The sequence below is a fragment of the Vibrio sp. RE88 genome, from assembly GCF_013113835.1.
GTDB lineage: Bacteria > Pseudomonadota > Gammaproteobacteria > Enterobacterales > Vibrionaceae > Vibrio.
This window is the reverse complement of record NZ_VTYQ01000008.1, coordinates 181,607-208,025: the sequence shown is the minus strand read 5'-3', so window position 1 is coordinate 208,025 and position 26,419 is coordinate 181,607. Positions and strand designations below refer to the sequence as shown.

The 26,419-nt window shown below is 48.0% G+C and carries 19 protein-coding genes; 15 read left to right on the top strand and 4 right to left on the bottom strand.

Annotated features, from left to right (window positions below):
• Positions 1 to 18: 18 nt before the first annotated feature.
• Both F0265_RS19155 and F0265_RS19150 read right to left on the bottom strand, forming a co-directional pair.
• Positions 19 to 2,616, bottom strand: coding sequence for an ExeM/NucH family extracellular endonuclease (locus tag F0265_RS19155; RefSeq protein ID WP_171750049.1), 2,598 nt, complete (start codon positions 2,614 to 2,616; stop codon positions 19 to 21).
• A 348-nt stretch (positions 2,617 to 2,964) separates the two neighbouring features.
• Positions 2,965 to 3,477 (bottom strand): FxsA family protein, encoded by a 513-nt coding sequence (locus F0265_RS19150; protein WP_006963248.1) that lies wholly within the window; start codon positions 3,475 to 3,477, stop codon positions 2,965 to 2,967.
• A gap of 319 nt (positions 3,478 to 3,796) precedes the next feature.
• Between F0265_RS19150 and aspA the strand changes: the two genes are divergently transcribed.
• From aspA to F0265_RS19075, 15 genes are all read left to right on the top strand, one after another.
• Entirely contained in the window at positions 3,797 to 5,248 is a 1,452-nt protein-coding gene (aspA, locus tag F0265_RS19145) for an aspartate ammonia-lyase (protein ID WP_006963249.1), read from the top strand.
• A 169-nt stretch (positions 5,249 to 5,417) separates the two neighbouring features.
• Complete coding sequence (locus F0265_RS19140; protein WP_171750048.1) at positions 5,418 to 6,725, top strand: anaerobic C4-dicarboxylate transporter; 1,308 nt, start codon at positions 5,418 to 5,420, stop codon at positions 6,723 to 6,725.
• A 477-nt stretch (positions 6,726 to 7,202) separates the two neighbouring features.
• A complete protein-coding gene (locus F0265_RS19135; protein ID WP_064488789.1) occupies positions 7,203 to 8,651 on the top strand; it encodes a YfcC family protein in 1,449 nt (482 codons plus the stop codon).
• A 607-nt stretch (positions 8,652 to 9,258) separates the two neighbouring features.
• Positions 9,259 to 10,479: an arginine deiminase gene (gene arcA / locus F0265_RS19130; protein WP_171750047.1), complete on the top strand. Its 1,221-nt coding sequence runs from the start codon at positions 9,259 to 9,261 to the stop codon at positions 10,477 to 10,479.
• A gap of 59 nt (positions 10,480 to 10,538) precedes the next feature.
• Positions 10,539 to 11,450 carry a carbamate kinase gene (gene arcC, locus F0265_RS19125; protein ID WP_171353084.1) on the top strand — a complete coding sequence of 304 codons (912 nt, stop codon included), beginning with the start codon at positions 10,539 to 10,541 and terminating at the stop codon, positions 11,448 to 11,450.
• Between the two features lie 124 nt (positions 11,451 to 11,574).
• A complete protein-coding gene (locus F0265_RS19120) occupies positions 11,575 to 12,585 on the top strand; it encodes an ornithine carbamoyltransferase (protein ID WP_006963254.1) in 1,011 nt (336 codons plus the stop codon).
• A gap of 488 nt (positions 12,586 to 13,073) precedes the next feature.
• A complete protein-coding gene (gene pyrB, locus F0265_RS19115) occupies positions 13,074 to 14,003 on the top strand; it encodes an aspartate carbamoyltransferase (protein ID WP_171750046.1) in 930 nt (309 codons plus the stop codon).
• Positions 14,004 to 14,019: 16 nt separating this feature from the next.
• Positions 14,020 to 14,484: an aspartate carbamoyltransferase regulatory subunit gene (gene pyrI / locus F0265_RS19110; protein WP_171750045.1), complete on the top strand. Its 465-nt coding sequence runs from the start codon at positions 14,020 to 14,022 to the stop codon at positions 14,482 to 14,484.
• A 286-nt stretch (positions 14,485 to 14,770) separates the two neighbouring features.
• Positions 14,771 to 15,259: an arginine repressor gene (locus F0265_RS19105; RefSeq protein ID WP_006963259.1), complete on the top strand. Its 489-nt coding sequence runs from the start codon at positions 14,771 to 14,773 to the stop codon at positions 15,257 to 15,259.
• A 149-nt stretch (positions 15,260 to 15,408) separates the two neighbouring features.
• Entirely contained in the window at positions 15,409 to 17,199 is a 1,791-nt protein-coding gene (locus F0265_RS19100) for a protein-disulfide reductase DsbD (protein WP_171750044.1), read from the top strand.
• A 177-nt stretch (positions 17,200 to 17,376) separates the two neighbouring features.
• Entirely contained in the window at positions 17,377 to 18,012 is a 636-nt protein-coding gene (locus F0265_RS19095) for a response regulator transcription factor (RefSeq protein WP_171750043.1), read from the top strand.
• A 106-nt stretch (positions 18,013 to 18,118) separates the two neighbouring features.
• Entirely contained in the window at positions 18,119 to 18,745 is a 627-nt protein-coding gene (locus F0265_RS19090; RefSeq protein ID WP_006963262.1) for a MarC family protein, read from the top strand.
• A gap of 220 nt (positions 18,746 to 18,965) precedes the next feature.
• Positions 18,966 to 19,229: a DUF4212 domain-containing protein gene (locus F0265_RS19085; protein WP_045977734.1), complete on the top strand. Its 264-nt coding sequence runs from the start codon at positions 18,966 to 18,968 to the stop codon at positions 19,227 to 19,229.
• Between the two features lie 12 nt (positions 19,230 to 19,241).
• Positions 19,242 to 20,969: a sodium:solute symporter family protein gene (locus tag F0265_RS19080; RefSeq protein ID WP_171750042.1), complete on the top strand. Its 1,728-nt coding sequence runs from the start codon at positions 19,242 to 19,244 to the stop codon at positions 20,967 to 20,969.
• Positions 20,970 to 21,076: 107 nt separating this feature from the next.
• The gene (locus tag F0265_RS19075) at positions 21,077 to 21,559 is read left to right on the top strand and encodes a hypothetical protein (RefSeq protein WP_171750041.1); all 483 of its coding nucleotides are present in this window, start codon (positions 21,077 to 21,079) and stop codon (positions 21,557 to 21,559) included.
• A gap of 100 nt (positions 21,560 to 21,659) precedes the next feature.
• Here the strand turns inward: F0265_RS19075 and F0265_RS19070 are convergent, their stop codons facing one another.
• Both F0265_RS19070 and F0265_RS19065 read right to left on the bottom strand, forming a co-directional pair.
• Entirely contained in the window at positions 21,660 to 25,088 is a 3,429-nt protein-coding gene (locus tag F0265_RS19070) for a NahK/ErcS family hybrid sensor histidine kinase/response regulator (RefSeq protein ID WP_171750040.1), read from the bottom strand.
• 113 nt (positions 25,089 to 25,201) lie between these two features.
• Positions 25,202 to 26,377, bottom strand: coding sequence for a 3-phenylpropionate MFS transporter (locus tag F0265_RS19065; RefSeq protein ID WP_171750039.1), 1,176 nt, complete (start codon positions 26,375 to 26,377; stop codon positions 25,202 to 25,204).
• Between the last annotated feature and the right edge of the window lie 42 nt (positions 26,378 to 26,419).

Below are 26,419 nucleotides of genomic sequence, written 5' to 3'. Positions count from 1 at the left end.
TCTCTATAAAAGATTGGCTTACTTACGACGACGCCATAGTGCTAGGCCAAATAGCGACACTAGCGCACCAAAACCGAACGAACCTGCCATGTTCAGTTCTAGGACTGCTGGATCGTGGTCAGAAGAGCGGAAATGGTCGTTGTACTTCGGCAAGTCACCTTTGTACTCATCGTTATAATCAAATAGCGTCGATTCGCCGCCATTGATATGCCAATCTGTCGCATCCACAAAGTGCTTCTTCAGACTTGGGCTGATTAGTAGGTGGTCTAGCGCGCCCACTTCATCATTGTACGAGTAGCTCCAGCTATTTGGGTGCTTCATCGCAACAGCATTGATGTAGTTATACCCCTCAGTAATCACCGCACCGTTGTCACCAAACTGCTCTGTGTCACCAATGAAGGTATTACGTGCCGCTTTGATCTGCTTACCGTATTTCTCTTCGCTGTAATCTGTCAGAACCAGCATTGGATCTTCCATGCCGTAAGAGTTCAAATCACCAAGAATCACTTTATGACCTTTGATGTCTTTCAGCGCATCGCCCAGTGCAACCGCCGCAGCAACACGGAAGTTTTCACAAGAACCTTGTTGGTCAGCATCGACACCGCCCTGACCACCTTGGTCTACGGGTGCTGCGTCTTCCCAACATTTAGAACCTTTCGATTTGAAGTGGTTGATCGCAACCGTGATCTTCTCATTGGTGCCTTTGATCTTGAACGTTGGCGCCAGTGAGTTACGTTGGTAGTTCTTACCATCTTCGATCACTTTACCGTCGTCATCTAGCACTTCAGGCGCTTGCTGACTTGGCATCTCGATTACGCGTACTTCTTTCAGCTTCGCCACTTTAGAACGGTAGATAACGCCTGTGGTGATAACGTCAGTACCAATTGAGTCGTTCTCATCCGTCACTTTATCGCCATTGCTGTCAACGGTAACGAAGTCGTAACGGTCTTTCTTCTTATCGATACGCTGGTTTAGCTGCTCAACAAGCTGGCGAATAGCGCCACTGTCACCAAAGCCATTGTTTTCGATTTCCATCAAACCAATGATATCGGCGTCAAGGCGTAGAATAGCGTTAACAATTTTCGCCTGTTGAACTTCGAACTCTTCAAAGCTGTCTGCACCACGGTTGTCGCCGTGCTGGTTAGCGTCACCACCAAATGGAGAGTTGAAGTAGTTAAGTACGTTAAATGTCGCGATACGAAGATCGCCTTCTTCCATATCGATGCCTTCAGTACGAGGATCGTTACGGACGAAGTTGTCGTTAGTTAGCGTGTTGGTGGCAATCAGACGGTAGTCACCGTAGCTGTAGCTTAGAACACCTTCTAGGCCAACGATGGTATCGTCGATGCGGATGTAGTCTTCTGTGGAACCATTCTGGTCAGCGTCAGTACGGCCAAAGTCTGGGTAGTAAGGAACCGTGCCGTTAGCTGCGTTTGCATCAGACTCAATGAACAGGCGACGCTCTGCGTTTTCAGTGCTCTGCTGTTTCGCTTCGTCAGAACCTGCTGCAAAGTTCTGGTTAGGGTGCATGTTGATGCGGCCCTGAGCAACAACCATGTTGTTACGACGCGATGCGTAATCGTAACCAAAGGTGCGAGTCACGCGCATATCCAGCGCTTCAGTCGTCTTAACCAACATACCTTCATAGCGCTCTAGCGTCTGATCGAAGTTAGCGTCATCCGCCATCACTTCAATCGCCGTCGCTACTGGAGCAGATTGCTCACCTTGCTTAACCCAGTTGTTATTTTCCGCTTTAAGTTGCGTCAGGTTGTAGTTCTCTTGAACTTTACCTTTCACACAAACCACATCGCCAGGCTGAAGATCAGAGCTTGATTGGTTAGTGTGGACGAACAAACCTTCCGATGTTTTCGGGTTGTAGTCATCTTCCAGTGCTTGTAGATAAAAGCCCTTTGTTAGGCCTGTGGTCACTGCACTAACCACTCCTTTGACGAAGAAATCTTCATCTGTGATGTATGGATAGCCATTGATGAATGGAGACGTATCACCTTCACCTTGAATTTCTTGAATCGATGTAAAGACAGGTTCAGCACCGTCTTGAGTACAAGCGAACGGCTCTGGTGTCTCACCGCCATCCAGTACACCTAGACCTTCGATGCTGTCTTTTGCCAGCGATGACCATTGAGAAGCGTCGTAAGTAGAAGAAGGCGTCATCGCATCAACATTGCGTACTAGAGTGACATCTTTTGCGAAATCTGAGCCACCCATGTTACCCAATACGTCATGTACATTGCCGTCTTTAAGTAGCGCAACCGGATCATTACCATTAAATCCGATTACTGAACCATTTAGAATGTCGCTTACTGCTTTGATTTCATCACTTGAACTTGTGTGTGCAACAACCAGAACGCTTTGCGCTTCCAGTACTCGGCCATCTAGAGCCAGTTTGCTGCCCCACTCACCGCCGCCGTTGGTCGATTTCGCTAGCTCATAGCCATCCAGCGTCACTGCTGAATCGCCAGTGTTGGCAATCTCAATAGCTTTATTGTTACTGCTACCTTCAACGTACTGAGAAATTACGATATCCGCCATGGCTGGAGCGGAGAGAGCACTTGCGACCACTGCTGCAAGTAAGGTTGGGGTTAGTTTTTGTTTCATTCTGTCCACCTTGCATCGCTTTCCGTGTTGTATAGGGTTGAGAAAGCGTGTTCCAAATCACCTTTTCTATTGAGAAAAGACTTATAAAGCACGACAAGTGTTTATCTTTTTCATGAAACTAAAAACAACATTCAGTGACAGTGAGATTTCGATCTCATAGATATGCTGAATATTTGAAGAGACTTCAAAGTTTAAACATAAGGTGAAACGTTTGTTGCACAAATGAGAATAGATCGCTGATTTAGTTTAGCTTTTGCTCATAAATAGAATTAAAGCTCTAGAGGCAAATACAAATAAAGGCGCTGTGATTGCGCCTTTAATTATCAAGTGTTCGCGAGGTTTTGTCCGTTAATTGAGGCGATTATTATCGTCTCCATCCTTACGCTCATATTCCCCTTCAAACGTATTGCCGTCTTTAGGTTGTTGATTAAACGGGTCTTGATCAAAAGGACCTTGTTGGAAGTTTCCAGAACCGAAGCCGCCTTGAAAGCCACCACCGACAGACTGCACCGTCATCTTACTCATAAGGTATTTTGCCATCGCAGCGCGTGGTGCCGGTAATAGCACCAACATACCGAGAGCGTCGGTCATAAAGCCCGGTGTCAGCAGTAGTACCCCTGAGACCGCTAGCATCACACCTTCAAGAATTTGTTGAGCAGGCAGCTCACCTTGCTGCAAGCGATTTTGCACTGACATCAAGGTCTGCAAGCCTTGGCTGCGTACTAAAGACGCACCGACAAACGCGGTGATCAGTACCAATGCGATCGTCGGCCACAATCCTAAGTAACCGCCGACCGAAATAAACAGGCCTATTTCAATAATAGGAACGAAAATAAACATCAATAATAAGATAGGAAACACACGCCCTCCTTTGTTACGCCCAGTGTAAGCCCAAAGCTGATTCAAGCTCAAATTAAAGCTGTAAAAAAGAGTGATAGAAACCTCAATAAACCACTACTACTTTGTGGTTATTAATACCCTGTTCATATCTTGCAAAAGTTTAACTAAACAAAAGCAAAAAAGGTGATCAAGCTACTATTTTTATCCGCTGGGTACAGTATCATGAGCCCCATAAGTCAGGACGGATTTTACAGCCAAAAATTCTGACGAAAGGATTCTTACACTGCAGAATGGCTAGCATTTTACTTTATCATCAGAATAATTATCTAAGGATCCTGTGATGGCTACCCTAACTGATACTCCAAGCACTGCAGCTGCAGCCACTCGTATCGAAGAAGACCTACTTGGCGAACGCCACGTTCCTGCCGATGCTTACTACGGCATCCACACGCTACGCGCTATCGAAAACTTCAATATCTCTAATGTTACGATTTCAGACGTACCTGAATTTGTCCGTGGCATGGTTATGACCAAGAAAGCCGCGGCGTTAGCAAACAAAGAGTTAGGCGTTATTCCTAAAGATGTAGCTAAATACGTGGTTGAAGCGTGTGATTTGATCCTTGAAACAGGTAAGTGCATGGATCAGTTCCCTTCAGACGTCTTCCAAGGCGGTGCAGGCACATCAGTCAACATGAACACCAACGAAGTGATCGCCAACGTCGCACTTGAGCTGATGGGCAAGGAAAAAGGCCAGTACGAATTCGTTAACCCAAATGACCACGTTAATAAGAGCCAGTCGACTAACTGTGCTTACCCAACGGGTTTCCGTATCGCCGTTTACAACAGTGTTCACACTCTGATTGAAGCGATTGAATACCTGAAAGGGGCATTTGAGCTTAAGAGCCAAGAGTTCAAAGACGTGCTTAAAATGGGTCGTACTCAGCTTCAAGACGCGGTACCAATGACCGTAGGTCAAGAGTTCCACGCGTGGGCGGTGACTCTGAATGAAGAAATCCGTGCCCTTGAGTACACTTCAAAGCTACTGCTGGAAATCAACTTAGGTGCCACTGCGATCGGTACTGGTTTGAACGCGGCTGAAGGCTATCAGAAACTGGCGGTGAAACACTTAGCTGACGTGACTGGCCTAGACGTAGTCCCAGCAGAAGATCTGATTGAAGCAACTTCAGACTGTGGTGCTTATGTAATGACACATGGCGCGCTGAAGCGTTTGGCGGTCAAACTATCTAAGATCTGTAATGACCTGCGCCTGCTATCTTCTGGCCCACGTTCAGGTCTAAACGAACTAAACCTCCCAGAGCTGCAAGCAGGCTCTTCTATCATGCCAGCTAAGGTTAACCCTGTGGTGCCAGAAGTGGTCAACCAAGTCTGTTTCAAAGTACTAGGTAATGACAACACCATCTCATTTGCCGCAGAAGGTGGTCAGCTACAGCTAAACGTGATGGAACCTGTCATCGCGCAAAGCATGTTCGAGTCTATTTCTCTACTATCTAACGCATGTGTCAACCTGCGTGATAAATGTATCGATGGCATCACGGTCAACAAAGAGATCTGTGAAGGCTACGTTTACAACTCAATCGGTATCGTGACTTATCTGAACCCATACATTGGCCACCACGAAGGTGACATCGTCGGTAAGATCTGTGCGGAAACGGGTAAGAGCGTCCGTGAAGTAGTGCTGGAGCGTGGCTTACTAACCGAAGAAGAGCTGGACGACATCTTGAACGTTGAAAACTTTATGCATCCTAAGTATAAAGCGAAACGCTACGAATAAGATTGCTACCAAGGAGGGCCCAACAGGGCCCTTTTTTAGGCACTAATACGGTTAACCACAACTTTATCAGGGTTAACCCGTTCAGTGGCTCCCTCCTTCCATTATCTAAACGTTTAGACACTGAGTGTTTAGATAATCGAATTTAAGTTAACAATATGAGGTATCTATTATGGTAGCGGTCGAACTGTTAGTCGTTCTGCTCTTTATCTTTTTAGGAGCGAGAATCGGCGGGATTGGCATCGGCTTTGCAGGCGGTGCTGGCGTTATCGCATTGTCATTAATTCTTGGCGTACCGACCAGTCAGGCATACATTCCTGTTGATGTTATCCTGATCATCATGTCGGTCATCACAGCGATTGCTGCAATGCAAGTTGCCGGTGGTATGGATTGGTTAGTACAACTGGCAGAAAACTTCTTGCGCAAGAACCCTGAGCGCATCACCTTTTATGCGCCTATCGTCACTTTCCTTATGACATTAATGGCGGGTACGGGTCACACGGCATTTTCAACGCTACCGGTCATTGCAGAGGTTGCAAAAGGTCAAGGCGTTCGTCCATCTCGCCCTCTCTCCATTGCTGTGGTCGCATCGCAAATCGCGATTACCGCTTCACCTATCTCAGCGGCGGTTGTGGCATTCGCTGCGATGCTGGCACCGATGGGTGTTGACTACCTGACACTGCTTGCGGTGTGCATCCCAACTACCTTCATCGCTTGTATGATTGGCGCTTTTGTCGCTAACTTTATGGGCAGTGAACTGAAAGACGATCCTGTTTATCAAGAGCGTTTAGAGAAAGGCCTGATCAAACTCGCAACGGAAAAGCAGCGCGACATTCTGCCGACGGCAAAAACTGCCACATACATCTTCCTTGCGGCAATTGGCTTCGTGGTTTGCTACGCGGCGGCCATCTCTAAATCAGTAGGTCTGATTGTTGACCCAGCCCTTGGCCGTAACGAAGCCATTATGACAGTGATGCTGGCAGCGGCAGCAGCTATCGTTCTATTCACTAAGATTGACGCTTCAAAGATTCCTAACGCCTCGACTTTCCGCTCTGGCATGACCGCTTGTGTATGTGTTCTAGGTGTGGCTTGGTTAGGTTCAACCTTCGTCAATGCACACGTGGATGGCATTAAAGAAGTCGCAGGTGCGTTGCTGGCTGATTACCCATGGATGTTGGCCATGGTTCTGTTTTTTGCCTCTATGTTGCTTTACTCACAAGGCGCAACCACGGTTGCTCTGATGCCAGCAGCTCTAGCGATTGGTGTTGCTCCCCTAACGGCAGTCGCATCTTTCGCTGCAGTGAGCGCTCTGTTCGTTCTACCGACTTACCCAACGCTGCTTGCTGCAGTAGAAATGGATGATACAGGTTCCACTCGCATCGGTAGCTACGTATTTAACCACCCATTCTTCATCCCAGGTGTGGTGACCATTGCATCAGCCGTTGCATTAGGCTTCACTTTCGGTGGTCTGCTGATCTAACTACAACGGAAAAAAGAAAGGGAGCTTGTGCTCCCTTTTTTAAATTTGTTCTCAATAAAAAATCTCACATCACAGTTTTATTTTGACTTTAGTCAAAAGATCTTCCAAAAAATGCTCCTGAATGAAAATCCGAATCAATGAATAAAATTCCTTACTTTATTTATTCATCATCAGTCATGACCTAAATAACTTGCCCTTACCTCTGCTAAAAGAATAGAAATCCATTTTAATTAAACAAATACCCTTGCGCTCGGAACTTGTTTAAAAACCAACAAAATAACACTGAATATTTTTGTGAAGATCACCAAAGTTAGAAAACTCATCAATAATTAAAATAACCTCCAAGAGCTATTCGCATTCAGCTCAAAATAATTATCACTATTCCAATAACTTAGTCTTTGTGAGTTTTATATTTATAACTCTAGTCGCTGATTCACTTTTATTTGTTATTCAACAAGTAAGAGTAAGGAGATCACCATGACCACCCAAACTGTACCTACCGAAGAAAAAAAAGGCGGCTTCTTTGCCAACTTTAAGTTCCCTTCCGCTTACACGATTCTGTTTATTTTAATTGCATTGGTCGCGATGCTGACCTGGATTGTACCTGCTGGCCAGTATGACCGCGCAATGAATGAAGATTTGGGTCGAGAAGTCCCTGTCACAGGTACTTATCAAGCTGTAGAAGGCAACCCTCAAGGTGTCATTGACGTACTACTAGCACCGATTGACGGCTTCTATGACCACAACAGCTACGAAGCTGCCGCGATTGATGTTTCCCTGTTCATCCTTGTCATTGGTGGCTTTCTAGGGCTAGTGACAAAAACGGGCGCCATCGATGCCGGGATTGAACGTGTAACGCAACGTCTTCAGGGCCGAGAAGAGATGATGATACCCATTCTAATGGCTCTGTTTGCTGCTGGAGGAACCGTCTACGGCATGGCCGAAGAATCCTTGCCATTCTACACCCTGTTAGTGCCAGTGATGATGGCTGCGCGCTTCGACCCATTGGTTGCCGCAGCCACGGTGCTACTTGGTGCAGGCATTGGTGTATTGGGCTCCACCATCAACCCATTTGCCACCGTCATTGCTGCTAATGCTTCTGGAATTCCGTTTACTGATGGCATCATGCTACGTGCCTTAATGCTGGTGATCGGCTGGGTTATTTGTGTCGCCTACGTGATGCGCTATGCCCGTATGGTGCGTGAAGACCAAAGCAAATCGATTGTTTACGATAAATACGAGGAGAACAAAGCGCATTTCCTTGGTAATCAAACTGGCGAATCTCTTGAGTTCACCACCACACGTAAGGTCATTTTAACCATCTTTGGCGGCTCATTCGGCGTAATGATCTACGGTGTCTCCGTTGCGGGCTGGTGGATGGCAGAAATCTCAGCTATGTTCTTAGCGGCAACGATTTTAGTCGGACTCGTCGCACGTATGAGCGAAGAAGAGTTCACCAACAGCTTTATTGATGGTGCTCGTGACCTACTCGGCGTAGCGCTGATCATTGGTATTGCGCGCGGGATTGTGGTTGTCATGGACCGCGGCATGATCACTGATACCATCTTGTACTCAGCGGAACAGATGGTGACTGGACTGTCGTCGGTCGTGTTCATTAACGTCATGTTCTTCCTTGAGATATTGCTATCTTTCCTTGTGCCTTCCACCTCTGGCCTGGCGGTACTCACCATGCCGATTATGGCTCCACTCGCAGACTTCGCTGGTGTCGGACGCGACCTAGTCATCACGGCTTATCAATCGGCTTCTGGCTTGGTCAACCTCATTACTCCCACTTCAGCAGTCGTTATGGGCGGCCTTGCCATTGCCCGGGTGCCTTATGTGCGCTGGGTGAAATGGGTGGCACCACTTTTAGCCATTCTGACGCTATTCTGTGTTGTGATGATCAGCATTGGTGCGCTGATCTAACCTGCTCTTTTCCTTACACTCGCTCACAGGATGTGAGCCCCCAAAGCCGCCTTAGTGCGGCTTTCTTTTGTCTGTTCAGCTGAAAAATAGAAAAACTATTCCTATCTATAATTTTCATTTATCCGATATTAATTCCCTCAAAAAATCCTAAGAATTTAATATGTGATCGACATTAAATTTATTATCAAAAGTTTTGTTATAAAACGAATAGTTCAACACTTAAAAGCAATTATCTAGAAAGTTAGAGTGCATAATTTCAATCTAATATACCCTTTGTAAACAATTTAAATTTGAATATTTTTCCTTGGTAAGGATATTAATCAGACACTCAACCTCAACTTATGCATAAACTTCCCTCCTAAATGGTTAAATAGGATGTTCACATACCAATAACAACTGCATAGATATTGTTAAACCCCTTGAAAACACTGGCTTTAGGCATAAAAAACGAACTGTGATTGATCTCTAAGATTCCTACCCAGACAAGCGTAATATGAATTCCAGAAACAAAATAAGTGAATAAATAAATTCGCTCTTCTATTCCCTACAAATTAAATATTAGTTTTTAAGTTTTAAAACTAATTAAAAATATAAGAGAGATACGATCATGAGTAAGTTATACGTAGGTTCTGAAATCGGTCAATTACGTCGCGTTCTGGTGCATCGCCCAAGACGAGCACTGACTCACCTGACGCCTTCCAACTGCCACGATCTGCTATTTGATGACGTACTTGCCGTCGAGCGTGCAGGTAAAGAGCACGATGTGTTCACTCAAACTCTGCGCGACCAAGGTGTGGAAGTGTTACTGCTTACTGACTTACTTGCAGACACGCTGGCGGTAGCTGAAGCCAAAGACTGGCTGCTAAGTCGTCAGGTATCGAATTACCGTTTAGGTAAAACTTTTGCCAATGACGTTCGTTGCTACTTAGGCGACCTACCCAATGTTGAGCTGGCTAAGATTCTTACCGGTGGTCTTTCTTACGCTGAAATGCCGATGAAATCCTCGTCTATGATGCAGGGGCTTCACGCACCAACAGATTTCATTATTGAGCCATTACCAAACCACCTATTTACCCGCGACACTTCTTGCTGGGTCTATGGCGGTGTCTCTATCAACCCAATGGCGAAACCAGCCCGTCAACGTGAAACCAACCACGTTCGTGCTATCTACCGCTGGCACCCAAGCTTTGCTGGTCAGGACTTCATCAAATACTTCGGTGATGAAGAGAAAATCTACGACAACTCCACCATTGAAGGCGGCGATGTCTTAGTCATTGGTAAAGACGCCGTGCTGATTGGTATGTCAGAGCGCACAACCGCTCAAGGTGTTGAGCATCTTGCTTCTGGTCTGTTCAAACATGGTCAAGCGAAACAAGTGATTGCGATGGAGCTGCCAAAACATCGTTCATGCATGCACTTAGACACAGTGATGACTCATATGCGTGAAGATACCTTCTCTGTTTACCCAGAAGTCATGCGCAAAGATGTGAAGTGCTGGAGCCTGACCGGCGATGCGTCTGGCGCTGTGAATGTCAAAGAAGAAGGTTACTTCGTGACGGCTATCGAGAAAGCTCTTGGCGTCGACCAACTCAACCTTATCACCACTGGCGGTGACAACTTCAATGCAGAGCGTGAACAGTGGAACGATGCTAACAACGTTCTTACCGTCAAGCCTGGCGTCGTGATCGGATACGAAGGCAACACCTACACCAACGAGAAGTACGACAAAGCGGGCATCACAGTATTGCCTATTCCTGGTGATGAGCTGGGTCGTGGCCGCGGCGGGGCACGCTGCATGAGCTGCCCAATCGAACGTGATGGTATTTAACTAACGGATAAGTTGGCGAGAGCGACTTAGCTCTCGTCCTCAGCAGAGAGATTAAAGCAATGACAAAACAAACTGTAGTTGTCGCACTTGGCGGAAACGCCCTACTTCGCCGCGGTGAACCATTGGAAGCCGAAGTACAACGTCAGAACATCGAAATTGCCGTCAAAACCATTTCGGAAATTGCTCAGGAATACAACGTCGTACTGGTACACGGTAATGGCCCACAGGTTGGCTTATTGGCATTACAAGGTTTGGAATACAAGAAGGTAGCGCCATACCCATTGGATGTTCTGGGCAGTGAAACACAAGGCATGATTGGTTATATGCTGATGCAAGAGTTCAAAAACCAAATGCCAAACGTCAACGCCACTTGCATGTTAACGCAGATGACAGTGGACCCCAATGACCCGGCATTTGCCGATCCAACCAAACCCATCGGCCCAATTTATGAAGAAGCCGAGGCTCGTGAACTGGCAGAGAAATACCACTGGACCATCAAACCAGACGGTCAGCACTTCCGCCGCGTCGTACCTAGCCCACAACCAACAGGCATCATCGAACACGAAGCGATCACCAAGCTCATCGACGAAGGTCACTTAGTGATTTGTACTGGCGGTGGTGGCATCCCCGTCAAAAAAGAGAATGGCAAACTGGTCGGTGTCGAAGCGGTGATTGATAAGGACATGTCCGCAGCATTCCTTGCCAAGCAGCTAAATGCAGACGCCCTGCTCATCCTCACTGACGCAGATGCGGTTTACCTCGATTGGGGCAAGCCTACCCAACATGCGCTGCGCAGCACTAACCCAACCGAATTGGCACAGTACCAGTTTGACGCTGGCTCAATGGGGCCAAAAATCGAAGCGTCATGCGAGTTCGTCAAGCAAGGTGGCAAAGTGGTCGGTATCGGCTCACTGGAAGATGGTTTACGCATTCTTCAGGGCACGGCAGGCACCAATATCACCAAAGGCTAATTACCAGCAGTCCTGACTTGAGTCAGGACTGAGATGAAACAAACAATCACTCAAATTCATTACTGCACTTTCTTACCTCTTTCCCTGCAACGAGAAAGTGCACATCGATAAGAAGGAAAACATCATGGCTTTCAACCTACGCAACCGTAACTTCCTAAAACTATTAGACTTTACTCCGCGTGAAATTCAACACATGTTGGACCTATCCGTGGAGTTGAAAAAAGCGAAATACAACGGCTATGAGCAACCTCGTCTGAAAGGTAAAAACATCGCTCTGATCTTCGAGAAAACATCGACTCGTACTCGTTGTGCCTTTGAAGTTGCGGCTTTTGACCAAGGCGCTCAAGTTTCTTACTTAGGCCCAACAGGCTCTCAGATTGGTCACAAAGAATCGATGAAAGATACCGCTCGCGTTCTGGGCCGCATGTACGATGGTATCGAATACCGCGGATTTGGTCAGGAAATTGTCGAAGAGCTGGGCGCTTACGCGGGTGTACCGGTATGGAATGGTCTGACCGATGAGTTCCACCCGACGCAAATTCTCGCTGACTTCCTGACTATGATGGAACATGGCCGTGGCAAACAGCTACACGAAATGAAGTTTGCCTACCTAGGCGATGCGCGTAACAACATGGGCAACTCCCTGATGGTTGGCGCCGCTAAGATGGGCATGGATATTCGTCTCGTCGCGCCGAAGCAGTTCTGGCCAGAAGAAGCCCTTGTGGCGCAGTGCCGTGAGATTGCTGAAACAACCGGTGCGAAAATTACCCTGACTGAAGATGTTCAAGAAGGCGTTCAAGGTTGTGACTACCTGTACACGGATGTGTGGGTATCGATGGGCGAAGCAAAAGAAGCGTGGGCAGAGCGTATTAACCTCATGCTGCCTTACCAAGTCAACATGGAAATGATCAAAGCAACAGGTAATCCTCATGTGAAATTCATGCACTGCCTACCTGCCTTCCACGGTGAAGATACCACGGTAGGTAAACAGCTTGCTGAAGAATACCCAATGCTTAAAAACGGCTGTGAGGTGACTGATGAAGTGGTTGAATCTGACTACTCTATCGTGTTCGACGAAGCTGAAAACCGTATGCACACCATCAAAGCGGTGATGGTCGCAACACTAGGTGACTAATATCATCGATTAAAAGTAATCATACTCAAATTAGACTGAATATTGTTTGCAGGGAAATGCGGGTGGCGTTCATCATGTATCAAAAACATGCTGAATAAAGCCCGCATTTTTTTTCACACTTAAGGACTGTTCATCGCTCTCAATGCAAGACAGCACAACCGCTGCAAACGTGTCGCTAAAATGGGCGAAATACGCATAAAAATCCAATTTATGAATACTTTACGCAAACGCTTGCGTTGGCTTTTTTTGTCCGTATAATCCTCCGCAATTTGTCTTCGGAGGATCAAAATGAACCTGTCAGCAACCACTCAATGTTGGCTTAACTTATGCCCTGACTCAGGGACATGTGTGGTTTCATTTTATTCTATCGATCCTTTTCAAGCCTCCTATTTAGGAGGCTTTTTTTTGTCTGAAATTTACATCAACCCATGGATTAGCAATCTACAAAGGTTGGACAAACTCACCCATTGAGACGAGGAAACACTGCTATGGCGCATTCGTTATTTAACAAGCACATTATCTCCATTCCTGAGCTCAGCCGCAGCGAGCTAGAGCTTATCGTCGACACCGCGGCTAGGCTAAAAGCCGAGCCAAACCCGACACTGCTTAAAAACAAAGTGGTGGCCAGTTGCTTCTTTGAACCTTCTACTCGCACAAGGCTGTCATTTGAAACGGCTGTGCAGCGTCTTGGCGGCACAATCATTGGCTTCGACAATGGTGGCAACACGTCACTGGCGAAAAAGGGTGAGACACTGGCCGACTCAGTTCAGGTGATTGCTTCGTATGTCGACGCCTTTGTGATGCGCCATCCACAAGAAGGCGCAGCGCGTTTGGCGTCCGAGTTTTCCAATGGCGTACCTGTGGTCAACGGGGGTGACGGCGCGAATCAGCATCCAACTCAGACTCTGCTGGATTTGTTTTCTATCTACGAAACCCAAGGCACGCTCGACAACCTCAATGTCGCGTTTGTGGGTGACCTTAAATACGGTCGTACTGTTCACTCTCTGACTCAGGCACTGGCTAAGTTTAACAACGTTCGCTTCTTCTTTATCGCTCCTGAAGCGTTAGCGATGCCCGATTACATCTGTGAAGAACTTGAAGAAGCAGGCATCAAATTCAGTATGCACAGCAACATCGAGGACGTCGTACCGGAGCTTGATGTCCTGTATATGACGCGCGTACAGAAAGAGCGCTTTGATGAGTCCGAATACGCTCACATCAAGTCAGCATTTATTCTCACCGCCGATACGCTGAAAGAGGCGCGTGAAAACCTGAAGGTACTTCACCCGTTACCACGCGTCGATGAAATCACAACAGACGTCGATAAAACGCCACACGCTTACTACTTTGAGCAGGCTGAAAACGGTGTCTATGCCCGTGAAGCCTTACTTGCCCTTGTTCTTAGTGAAACCCTTTAATTGCAGGAGAATTATCATGGTGAAAGAAACTCAACTACAAGTAGAAGCCATTCGTAACGGCAGCGTGATTGACCATATTCCTGCTAACGTCGGCATTAAAGTGCTCAAACTTTTTAAAATGCACAAGACCAATCAGCGCATCACCATAGGCCTCAACTTACCTTCTTCGGCGCTCGGCGAGAAAGACCTCATCAAAATTGAAAATGTCTATTTGACCAAAGAGCAGGCCAACCAATTGGCTCTGTATGCGCCGAAAGCGACCGTAAACCAGATTGAAGAATATCAGGTGGTCAACAAGCTGACTTTAGCGCTCCCAGAACATATCCATAGTGTCTTTGAGTGCCCGAACAGCAATTGTATTTCGCACGGTGAACCTATCGAAAGCCACTTTAAAGTCCAGCAAAAGCAGAGTCACGTTCAGCTCAAATGCCATTACTGTGAAAAAGTATTCTCACGCGAAATCATGGCAGAAGCGCGCTAATCAGCTCTGACAGTCACTGTTTAAAAGTACTGTGGATATTTATTCCCATTTGAGAATAAATATCCACACACAACAGAATTATCAACCAATAAAATCGCCAATTAATAGTTTTTAATTGGTGATCCCTTTCAAAAAGCCACACTTTGTTTGGTGTTAAAATACTCCCGAATCAAATCTTTAAGTCACCACAGAAGTGACCGCTCAATGTCTGAAGGCACTACTAGGGAATGAAGTGCTGAAGGTCGCAAGGAAGAGTTATCTCTACGTCATGTTTTAAGGAGTTCGCATGAGTGAAACTCTAAATCTCGCTTCAGTGGATTACACTGAAGACAAAACCCTGACCGCAGCCTGTAAACGCCTGCTTCAACAACAGAGCTTTACCACTCAGAATGAGTTGCGCGAAGCACTGGTTGATATCGGCTTTGAAGGTATCAGCCAATCAACGGTCTCGCGTCTGCTGTCTCAGCTCGGGGTGGTTAAGGTCCAGAATGCCTGTGGTAAAAAGGTGTATTGCATTACCGTTGAAACCGCGCCCGTGCGTGTTGAGTCATCGATTTCCTCGCAGATTGAATTCATTACCCATAATCAGGCAATGGTAGTGGTCAAAACTCACCCTGGCAGTGCCCAGCTCGTCGCACGATTGGTCGACATCGACCCACACACCGAGATCCTCGGCACAGTAGGTGGCAACGACACCGTCCTCGTGATACCAAAAGACACCGATCATATTGATGCCTGCGAACGAGTGGTTCGTGCTCGACTAGGTGTGGCTTAAGTCTTTCCTAGATCATCTCAACTTAAGTCAGGTATCGGCCTGACTTAAGCTTTTGAATTGGCTATATTTGTCGGAGTATGAAACTTATTCCCCCTTTCCCCTGTCTGATTGAGTTAAAATGATGAAAATTTAACTCAAGTGACTTTTCTATGCGTGCCGTCTTTTCACTGATTTTATTATGTCTGACTGTAGCTTCTACCCCTGCTATGGCGCTTTTCGAGCAGTCTAACTCTGCGCCAAGCTTCGGAAATCAGAGCAATACTTTTGTCCCAGTCGATCAAGCTTTCCCGTTTAACGCCTATCAGCAAGGCGATAAGGTTTTCCTCGACTGGCAAGTCAAACAGGATTACTACCTCTACCAGCACCGTTTATCGGTCAGCGGCGAAAATGTCACGGTAGGCGAGCTGAAAATGGAAGACGGTCAGCCCTACAAAGACGAGTTTTTCGGTGAGGTAAACATCTATACCACACCTCTGTTTGTCGAAGTGCCTTTGGCCGATTATCAGGATGGCGCACGTCTGATTGTCCAGTATCAGGGCTGTGCAAAAGCCGGATTTTGTTACCCGCCAGAGACTCGCGTGGTTGACTTAACCAGTTTCCAATCCAGCGCTGGTGACAAGTTGGCACCATCAGGTAACACAAGTTCTGCACCAACAGACACTCCAGCCAAACCGTCACAGCCGGTTTCTCAGGAATCGAGCCTAGCATCTAGCCTAAGTGATAGCTGGTGGACACCATTACTGTTTTTAGCACTGGGTGTCGGCCTTGCGTTTACGCCATGCGTGCTGCCGATGTATCCGATTTTGACCAGTATTGTGCTTGGCAGCGGCAAGCTGAGCCACGGTCGAGCATTAGGCTTAGCGTTTATTTACGTTCAAGGGATGGCTCTCACTTACACATTGTTAGGATTGGTTGTCGCCTCTGCGGGTATGCAGTTTCAGGCTGCCATGCAACACCCTTACGTCCTGATTGGTTTGAGCGTCATGTTTGTTGCCCTAGCGCTGTCGATGTTTGGTGCCTACACCATTCAGCTGCCAAGTGCAGTACAGACATGGCTGAATAACTTAAGTAACAAACAGCAAGGCGGCAGCTCGCTCGGCGTGTTTGCCATGGGTGCGATTTCTGGATTAGTCTGCTCCCCTTGCACCACAGCGCCGCTTTCAGGCGCACTGCTCTACGTCGCACAAAGCGGTGACTTACTCACGGGCGGCGTCGCACTGTACGCTCTCGCGCTGGGCATGGGCATTCCACTGATGCTGGTTGCGGTATTTGGCAACAAACTGCTGCCCAAAGCCGGTAACTGGATGGACAGAGTAAAAACCCTGTTTGGCTTTATTCTGCTTGCTGCGCCAATCTTCTTACTTGAACGTATCCTGCCAGAAACGTGGGCAACCGGACTGTGGTCCGCACTTGGTCTAGCCGCTTTTGGCTGGCTATACCATGTCAAAAACTCACTGCCATTTGGTGGCTGGAAGCAAAGCGCGGTCGGTATCATTGCGGTTCTTGGCTTATTCGCCTCAGCGCAACCCGCACTCAACTACTGGTTTGGTGGTCATACAGAGCAAGCGCAGCCTAGTATTCAATTTACACGCATTACCACCGTGGATGATCTCAACAGCCAGTTGGAACAAGCTAAGCTGGCGGGCAAACCTGTGATGCTCGACTTCTATGCAGACTGGTGTGTGGCGTGTAAAGAGTTCGAAAAGTACACCTTCCACCAGCCTGATGTAGAAGCAAAGCTACGTAATTTTGTGCTGTTACAGGCCGATGTCACCAAGAACCTGCCGCAAGACATCGCACTGCTAAAAGAGATGAATGTACTTGGCCTGCCAACGATAGAGTTCTGGGATGCCAGCGGCCAACATGTCTCCAACGCCAGAGTAACCGGATTTATGCAGGCTGAGCCGTTTTTGCAACACATCAACGCCCACAGCCTGTAAGCACCAGCTGATTAACTTCACGCCAGTCTAACGACTGGCGTTTTTGTATCTTGTTTATTTATATGCAATTTGGCGATAAAACCCGATACAGTTCAGACTTTTAGGGTATGGATATTGTCCATACTCTCAAAGGTGACAATAATTCCTGTAAGCAAACTTTCAATAGCAGTTAACGTCATGGACTCGACCTACACCATTATCATCGCCGACGATCACCCTTTATTTCGTAATGCACTGTTTCAATCTGTGCACATGGCGGTTAGTGGTGCCAATTTATTGGAAGCGGACTCCCTCGATGCGCTTCTGGCAGTTCTTGCTAAAGAAGACGAGCCCGATCTTCTGCTACTTGATCTAAAAATGCCTGGCGCCAACGGGATGTCTGGGCTGATTCAGCTACGGGCAGAATACCCGGACATGCCAATTGTGGTCGTGTCGGCCAGTGAAGAACCTTCCGTCGTTACTCAGGTCAAGAGCCACGGTGCGTTTGGTTTTATCCCTAAGTCGAGTGACATGCGAGAATTGGTCAATGCATTGAATCAGGTCTTGAGCGGCGAACCTTTCTTCCCAGAAGGTTCCATCACCAACAACGCCGCTTGCAATGACTTAGCAGAGAAAATTGCCACTTTAACGCCACAGCAATACAAAGTACTCGGAATGCTATCTGATGGTCTGCTAAACAAGCAAATTGCTTATGAGTTAAATGTTTCTGAAGCAACGATAAAAGCCCACATGACCGCGATCTTTAGAAAGTTAGGTGTTAAAAACCGCACTCAGGCTGTGATTTTACTTCAGCAGCTAGAATCTGAATCTTAATTTTCTTTTTCACCCTATCTCGATCATTTATCTGCTAAGATAGTCAAGTCGGTCATCTGATCGACTTATTCATCCCTCTGTTTCACTAACTCTGGGAGTCAAATCATTGCTTAGCGTATTGATCACTCAATTTGTCGTTCTCTGGGCCGTCATCGATCCGATTGGTTCCGTTCCGGTCTACCTATCCCAAACTCAACACCTCACTGCCAAACAACGTCGTTTAGTGGCACTCAAAGCGGTAGGTATCTCAACAGGCGTACTTCTGTTCTTCCTCATTGCAGGTCAGCTGCTGCTGGATGCAATGCAGATTCCTCTACCTGCATTTCAAGCAGCCGGTGGCTTGGTACTCTTGCTGTTCGCTCTAACAATGATTTTTGGTGAATCTAAACCTGAACAGGAAACTAAGCTTTCTGAAGAAGTTAGTCACTCGGATCTGGCTGACTTAGCCGTCTACCCACTCGCGATCCCTTCAATTGCCTCTCCCGGTGCAATGATGGCGATCGTGATGCTGACCGACAACCACCGTTATTCCTTGGTCGACCAGGGCATCACCGCAGCGGTGATGGTGAGTGTTCTGTTGATCACCTTACTCCTGCTGCTTGGCGCGACACATATCCAGAAATGGATTGGCAATGTCGGCGCTGCGATCATCAGCCGAGTCATGGGGTTGATCCTTGCAGCAGTGGCTTTAAACAACCTGTTATTGGGCATCAAAGACTTCTACCTAGGTTGAATTATTTTATAAAGTCATCAACAAATCATTAGACCTTAGGCTAATTTAACACCACATTAACATCACAGAAATCTATCATTTAAATATTAAGCGCCTGATTTTTAGGCGCTTTTTGTTTTTTATCACACGACTAAAGTTGAAAAGAGTTCTTGCCAGCACCTTGCTAATGTAGATGGTGAAACATTTATTTAACAACGAAACCAATCGTAAGGAGGCGGCAATGGCGTTTGAAAGTCAGGAACGAGCCAAAGCCTACTGGGACAAAAACGTAAAACTGATGATCAGCTTGATGGTTGTCTGGTTTGTCGTTTCTTTTGGCTGCGGCATTTTATTTGTCGACGAGCTTAACCAATTTCAGATAGGTGGTTACAAACTGGGCTTCTGGTTTGCACAACAAGGTTCCATCTATACCTTTCTAGGCATTATTTTCTACTACGCGTGGAAAATGCGCCAAATCGATCGCGAATTTGATGTGGACGAGTAAGGAGCAGTTCAGATGGATTTGAAAACAATCACTTATCTCGTTGTAGGTGCCACCTTTATCCTTTATATCGGTATCGCAATTTGGGCACGCGCGGGATCAACTAAAGAGTTCTATGTTGCAGGGGGCGGGGTTAACCCGATCGCCAACGGCATGGCAACCGCCGCGGATTGGATGTCTGCTGCTTCCTTCATTTCAATGGCAGGCCTTATCGCCTTCATGGGTTACGGTGGTTCTGTATTCCTGATGGGCTGGACAGGCGGCTATGTACTACTCGCTCTGCTTTTAGCGCCTTACCTGCGTAAATTTGGTAAGTTCACGGTACCTGAGTTCGTTGGTGAGCGTTTCTACTCCAATGCTGCACGTATTGTTGCGGTTGTGTGTCTGATTATCGCGTCAGTGACTTACGTAATCGGTCAGATGAAAGGGGTTGGTGTTGCCTTCGGTCGATTCCTTGAAGTGGACTACTCAACAGGTCTACTGATCGGTATGTGTATTGTATTCATGTACGCAGTAATGGGCGGCATGAAAGGCATTACCTACACGCAGATTGCTCAGTACTGTGTACTTATTCTTGCGTACACCATTCCAGCTATCTTTATCTCGCTCCAGCTAACGGGTAACCCAATTCCACAAATTGGTCTCGGCAGTACCATGGCCGGAACGGATGTCTATCTGCTCGATCGGCTTGATCAGGTGGTGACCGAACTCGGCTTCAGTGAATATACCACCCAAGTACGTGGTGATACGTTAAACATGTTCGTATACACCATGTCTCTGATGATTGGTACTGCGGGTCTGCCGCACGTTATCATCCGCTTCTTCACGGTACCGAAAGTGCGTGATGCACGTACGTCAGCAGGCTGGGCACTATTATTCATCGCGATTCTATACACGACTGCACCTGCGGTATCTGCCATGGCGCGTCTAAACCTAATGGATACGGTTAACCCGGCTCCAGGTCAGAATCTCGCTTACGATGAACGTCCGGATTGGTTTAAAAACTGGGAAAAAACTGGCCTACTTGGTTTTGATGATAAGAATGGCGATGGCAACATCCAGTACACATCAAATGCTGAAACCAATGAGCTGAAAGTTGACCGCGACATCATGGTTCTGGCGAACCCAGAAATTGCCAAGCTGCCTAACTGGGTCATTGCACTGGTTGCTGCGGGTGGTTTAGCCGCTGCTCTGTCCACCGCTGCTGGTCTGCTGCTGGCCATATCCTCGGCGATATCCCATGACTTAATCAAAGGTGTGATTAATCCAAATATCTCTGAGAAGAAAGAGCTGCTGGCGAGCCGGATATCCATGGCGGTCGCAATTGCTGTAGCCGGCTATCTGGGGCTAAATCCGCCTGGCTTTGCCGCTGGTACGGTGGCACTGGCCTTCGGTCTGGCAGCCTCGTCCATCTTCCCAGCCTTGATGATGGGTATCTTCAGCAAGAGCATCAACAAGGAAGGCGCGATTGCCGGTATGATCGCAGGTATCACCATCACTCTGTTCTACGTATTCCAGCACAAAGGCATCTTGTTCATCGCTGACTGGAAGTACCTAGAAAGCTGGGGCAGCAACTGGTTCTTAGGTATCGAACCTAATGCCTTCGGTGCTATCGGTGCGCTATTCAACTTCCTAGTTGCATTCGCGGTATCGAGAGTCACGGCAGAAACACCACAAGAAGTGAAAGATTTGGTCGAGCACGTTCGTGTTCCAGCAGGCGCTGGTGATGCGGTAGATCACTAATCTACACTTAACTATCAAAGCCCCTCACGGGACGACCCGTCCGGGGCTTTTTTATTGCTCTTAATTCAGTTACCGTAGTTTCGAAATGTTGTCGCAAGGAAGCCAAGATGTTCAAAAATAAGCACTTTATTGTCGCTCTTTTGATTGCACCGATTCTGTCCATTATTGCCTATTTCGGCACTGATATGGCAGTCAGCGAAAAACCCCATGCCGCGAAAGAAGGCCAGAGCTACAAGCTGGTCAGCAAATCAAACTGCCGCTACACCAGTGGTTTGTGCGATATGGAAAATGGAGACTTTAAGGTCAAGTTCCGCTCTGAGAAGCTCACCGATGAGAGTCTTGAGCTGTCATTGCATGCTGCTTACGCTCTCGAAGGAGTTAAACTTTCTTTGGTCGACAGCCAAGATCAGAACGCGCAGCCAATCAACATGCAGCCAGCCGATCAAGCCGGGCAAAACTGGTATATCACGCTGCCTAAACCCACATCAGAGGACAGTTGGTTAAGAGTGGTGATTCAATCTGACGGCACGCTGTATTATGGGGAAACGCAAACCGCATTTGTGAAATACGAAACACTGTTTACTGAGTAAGCGGAAACTAGAACAGTCGAAGGGTTGACGTGAAAACGTCAACCCTTTTTATTTAGATGCGCAGAGTCATATTCAGGCACACCACAGGATACTTTCGACCCTAGACCCGATTCAGAATTGCCCTGAGTTTGAGCGGTTTAACTGGCTTAGGAATAAAGCCGAATCCGTTGGATTTAATGCCATCCATCATGTCGTTGGTTCGGTCAGCACTGATGATCACCCCTTCAAAGCTATCCCCTAAGCGCAAGCGACATTGTTGTAGCACTTCAAGCCCGGTACGGCCATTATCGAGACGATAGTCGGAGAGAATCACATCCGGCAGCCACTCTTCATCTAGACACTTCAGGCTGGTGACAATATCGGTCGCCGTGCGCACATTACACCCCCAGCGCGCCAGCAAGTTTTCCATTCCAACCAAGATTTCCGGCTCATTGTCGACACAAAGTACATTAAGGTGACTGAGGTCAGAGATGGCAGCAGAAGGCGTGGCTTGCGGCTGTACCAAAGCTTGTGCACTGCGATTGAGTGTAATTGAGAACACGCTACCTTTACCCGGCCATGAACGCATGGATATTTGGTGACCGAGCACGTGGGCGATGCCTTTAGAAATCGCTAATCCAAGCCCGAGCCCCTGATCCGAACGAACCTGACTGCCGCGGGTAAACTCTTCAAAAATTTCCTGCTGTTTGTCTTCATCGATACCGGTGCCGTTATCCCACACTTCAATCCTCGCCTGTTGACCTACCCGCCTTACCCCGAGCACCACCTTGCCCTTGGGATTGTAACGGAAGGCATTGGTCAGGAAGTTCTGCACCACCCTGCGCAGCAGTTTGGGGTCAGATTGAACAATCAACTGGCTTGGCACCATCTCAAATTCAATCCCCTGCTGTTTGGCCAATGCACTGAATTCAGCATTGAGGTTGGAGAGAACATCATTAATTGCAAAGCCGTGCACATTAATATCGAGCTTGCCCGACTCCAACCGAGAAATATCAAGCAAGTCACCGATCAGATCTTCAGCCGCCTCCAAAGCACTTTCAATATGCTTGGAGAGACGCTTGGTTTCCTCTTCTTGCGCCACCTCAGACAGTGACGAAGCAAACAAGCGGGCGGCATTGAGTGGCTGCATCAGATCGTGACTGACCGCCGCAAGAAAGCGCGATTTCGACTGAGATTCGTGCTCGGAACGTTGAGTGGCAGAGACCAGCTGTTTGTTGAGTTGCTCCAGCTCTTGAGTCCGCTCATGGACCCGCTCTTCCAAACTTTCGTTAGCATCTTTCAGTGCCTGCTCTGCATCACGGAACACCGTAATGTCCGTAAAACTCATCACAAAACCACCACCGGGCATCGGGTTGCCCTGCACTTCAATAACCCGACCATCAGGCCGAACTCGTGAAGAAGTATGACGGGTGCCTTGTTCGAGGTGATAGATACGGCGGCGGACATGATCTTCTGGGTCACCGGGGCCACACAAGCCTTGCTCCGCATTGTGACGAATCACATCCGCGATCGGCCTGCCCACCTGAATCAACCCTTGCGGAAAGACAAACAACTCCAGATATCGCTGGTTCCACGCTACCAGACGAAGCTGCTTATCCACCACGGCAATGCCTTGGCCAATATGCTCAATCGCCCCTTGGAGAAGCCCACGGCTAAAGTCATACAACTCAGAGGCTTCATCGACAATGGTCGCGACTTCTTCCAGTTGCATGTTGCGCCCTTGCAGGGCAGAGGTCAGGACCAACTTTGCCGAAGACGCGCCAAAGACACCAGCCAGCACTCGCTCCGTGTGGCGAATTAAACTGGCGGGCGCCTGCTGGTTTGGCAGCATAGTTTCATGCTGCTGGGCCCAGTACTGCTCAAACGCACTGCGCACCCTTTGTCGACCGACAAATCGCGCCGCCAGCATCTCCAGCTCTCCCACCGTCACGCGGCTCTGATAGAGGCTGATGTTCTCACTTTCTGGCATTGGCGTACCGACAAAAGAAGCCGACTGCAAACGCTCACTCAAACTTGAACGCGTCATTAACGAGACCAGTACATAGCACAACGCGTTGACCGTCACGCTGAGGACAATCCCCCAGTCCGAACCTTTAATGCCTGCTGCCTGCAAAGCCTCTGGCGGTGTCACGAGCCACAGAAGGAAATTGCTGTTGGCATCGCCAGCCAGCATATCGGTCTGACTCATCAGGGTAATAAGCCATAAGCCAAAGCCAAACGCGAGGCCTACATAGACCCCTTTTCGGTTGCCGTTACGCCAGTACATTCCTCCCAGTAGAGCAGGGGCGAACTGAGTAATGGCCGCAAATGAAAGAAAGCCAATCGCTGATAGAGAGTGGATGTTGCCCAAAGCCTGATAGAAGCCCCATGCACCAAGTAACAGCAGTAAAATCAAGCCACGTCGGATAACCAGTAATAAGCCAGAGAAGTGACGATGGTTTCGCTGAGCAAGCTTCATCCGGCGCAGCAACAGCGGCATCACCAAATCATTCGACACCATGATGGCTAACGCAATGGTCGAGACAATAACCATTCCACTAGCGGCAGACGTGCCGCCGAGAAATGCCAGCAAAGCAATATCCTGTGCCCCCACAGCCATCGGCAAGCTAATTACATACGTATCCGGGCTCGCACTACTCAGTAGCCCCTGCCCTACCCAGGCAATAGGCAGAACAAAGATTCCCATTAGCACCAGATAAACAGGGAACAACCAGCGCGCCGTATGCAAGTCCTGCGCGCGCTCGTTTTCCACTACCATGGTATGGAACTGACGCGGCAGACAAACAATCGCCATCATGGTCAGCACAGTGTGGATTAATAATGTCGGCAGGTTTGGTGACTGATAGGTATCAGAGGCAATCGACATCAGCTCGATGTCGCTGCGATTGAGTGCCAAATAGAGGATGAAACACCCAACTGCGAGGAATGCCACCAGCTTGACGATCGACTCAAATGCTATCGCCATCATCATCCCGCGATGGTGTTCGGTGTTGTCAATGTGGCGCGTACCAAACAACATGGTAAATATCGCCAATGCACCAACCACAAACCATGAAACGTCCATCCCCTGCGTTTCAAATGCCACTGACAATTCTGGAGAGACGATCTCTAGCCCCATGGTAATACCACGCAGCTGTAAGGCGATGTAAGGCAAGATCCCCGCCACGGCAATCAGAGTGACGGCGACGGCTAAGCCTTGAGACTTACCATAGCGCGCAGCGATAAAATCAGCAATCGACGTAATGTGCTCGCGCTTAGCGGTAATGATCAAACGTGCTAGCACTCGCCAGCCAAGGGTGAACACCAAGATAGGCGCGATGTAGATCGGGAGAAATGACCACGGATTGTTACTTGCCTGCCCCACCGTGCCGTAGAAGGTCCACGACGTACAGTAGACCGCAATCGACAGACTGTAGATCCAAGGCCGCCAGCGAGCTAGCCAACGATGCTGCTTATCGCCATACCATGCGATGAGAAAGAGGAGTCCGAGGTACATCAGTGATACGGTGATCACTAGCCAGCCTTGCATCTGATTTCCTTATCGAATTGAATTCCGCTGCTTTGTTTATACAAACAAAAACCTCTCCATATTGGAGAGGTTTCATTTAACTAAGGAAGCGAATCGAACTCAAACAGTTCCGCTTAATTCTGTGCTTTAACGTCGATAACCGAGGCACGTTCGCGTTTTGGTTCAACACGAATAAACAGTGCCAGAATACCCATCACCGCCATCGCCCAAAACACGTTCGCGCCCCAATTCTCATACCCCCAACCACTCAAGGCGGTCATCAGAGCGATGAATGCGCCGAGCGGAATCGCATTGTATAGCGCTTGTAGGGCGACCATTTTTCTTGGCTCCGAGTGCTGGATGTATTGAATAGCTGCGATGTGCGCGACGGCAAAAGTCACACCGTGGAGTAATTGGATCAGGACAAGCCCAATCAGTACTGTTGTCGAAGCGGTCAATCCCCAGCGCACGACGACACCAATCGCAGCGACTAAAAACAGTGCACGTAGCGACCAGCCGGCAAACAGGCGTTTACTCAAGGCAAAAACCGCCACTTCCGCCACCACACCTAAACTCCACAGATAACCGATAATATCTTCAGAATGCCCGGCTTCTTTCCAATATATCGAGCTAAAGCTGTAATAAGCGGCATGACTGCCCTGAATCAAAGCCGCCAGAGCGAGGAACTTCAAGACGGACGACTCCTTTAGTAGCTCGGTCAGCTTCGGCCTTTCTGCCTGTTCCTCTTCCGTCGTAACAGGCATCGGATTGGTGTTACGCATCCCGACCAAAATGGCAAAAAATACCCCTGCTAGCGCGGTATACAAAATCATATCAGTGCCGAATTTGGCCACCAAATAGCCGACCACCGTCGAACCCGCAATAAATGCCACGGATCCCCAGAGTCGAGCACGCCCATAATCGAGCATCTTCAGCCGCGCATAGTAGTTCGCCATCGCGTCAGACAGCGGCACAATCGGCCCGCAACAAAGGTTAAACAGCACAGTTGCACCCGCCATCAACCAAAAACTACCGCCCGTAAAGAAGTGGAAACCAATAAAAATTAGGGCAGCGATGCTCAGCCAACGCAGTGCGGGCATCAGGTGCTCAACCTTATGAATACGTGGCGTTAACACCATATTGGCGACACAACGAGTCGCAAAACCAATGCCGACTAATAAGCCGATATCTGTGGCTGAAACGCCCTGTTCCTCAAACCACAACGCCCAGAATGGCAAATAGACACCATAGGCAAAAAAGAATCCGACAAAGTATTGAGATATCCAGCCGTAGGGAGACGGATTGAGCATTATGACCTCTGAATGCGATATGAGAGCGGATGCTGCATTATC

What these genes read in the sequence shown, in the direction of transcription:
- F0265_RS19135 (WP_064488789.1), top strand. Translation starts at nt 7,203, where the DNA reads ATGACCACCCAAACTGTACCTACCGAAGAAAAAAAAGGCGGCTTCTTT.
- F0265_RS19065 (WP_171750039.1), bottom strand. Translation starts at nt 26,377, where the DNA reads ATGCTCAATCCGTCTCCCTACGGCTGGATATCTCAATACTTTGTCGGA.
- F0265_RS19080 (WP_171750042.1), top strand. Translation starts at nt 19,242, where the DNA reads ATGGATTTGAAAACAATCACTTATCTCGTTGTAGGTGCCACCTTTATC.
- pyrI (WP_171750045.1), top strand. Translation starts at nt 14,020, where the DNA reads ATGGTGAAAGAAACTCAACTACAAGTAGAAGCCATTCGTAACGGCAGC.
- pyrB (WP_171750046.1), top strand. Translation starts at nt 13,074, where the DNA reads ATGGCGCATTCGTTATTTAACAAGCACATTATCTCCATTCCTGAGCTC.
- F0265_RS19105 (WP_006963259.1), top strand. Translation starts at nt 14,771, where the DNA reads ATGAGTGAAACTCTAAATCTCGCTTCAGTGGATTACACTGAAGACAAA.
- F0265_RS19095 (WP_171750043.1), top strand. Translation starts at nt 17,377, where the DNA reads ATGGACTCGACCTACACCATTATCATCGCCGACGATCACCCTTTATTT.
- F0265_RS19155 (WP_171750049.1), bottom strand. Translation starts at nt 2,616, where the DNA reads ATGAAACAAAAACTAACCCCAACCTTACTTGCAGCAGTGGTCGCAAGT.
- F0265_RS19120 (WP_006963254.1), top strand. Translation starts at nt 11,575, where the DNA reads ATGGCTTTCAACCTACGCAACCGTAACTTCCTAAAACTATTAGACTTT.
- arcA (WP_171750047.1), top strand. Translation starts at nt 9,259, where the DNA reads ATGAGTAAGTTATACGTAGGTTCTGAAATCGGTCAATTACGTCGCGTT.
- arcC (WP_171353084.1), top strand. Translation starts at nt 10,539, where the DNA reads ATGACAAAACAAACTGTAGTTGTCGCACTTGGCGGAAACGCCCTACTT.
- F0265_RS19075 (WP_171750041.1), top strand. Translation starts at nt 21,077, where the DNA reads ATGTTCAAAAATAAGCACTTTATTGTCGCTCTTTTGATTGCACCGATT.
- F0265_RS19085 (WP_045977734.1), top strand. Translation starts at nt 18,966, where the DNA reads ATGGCGTTTGAAAGTCAGGAACGAGCCAAAGCCTACTGGGACAAAAAC.
- F0265_RS19070 (WP_171750040.1), bottom strand. Translation starts at nt 25,088, where the DNA reads ATGCAAGGCTGGCTAGTGATCACCGTATCACTGATGTACCTCGGACTC.
- F0265_RS19140 (WP_171750048.1), top strand. Translation starts at nt 5,418, where the DNA reads ATGGTAGCGGTCGAACTGTTAGTCGTTCTGCTCTTTATCTTTTTAGGA.
- aspA (WP_006963249.1), top strand. Translation starts at nt 3,797, where the DNA reads ATGGCTACCCTAACTGATACTCCAAGCACTGCAGCTGCAGCCACTCGT.
- F0265_RS19100 (WP_171750044.1), top strand. Translation starts at nt 15,409, where the DNA reads ATGCGTGCCGTCTTTTCACTGATTTTATTATGTCTGACTGTAGCTTCT.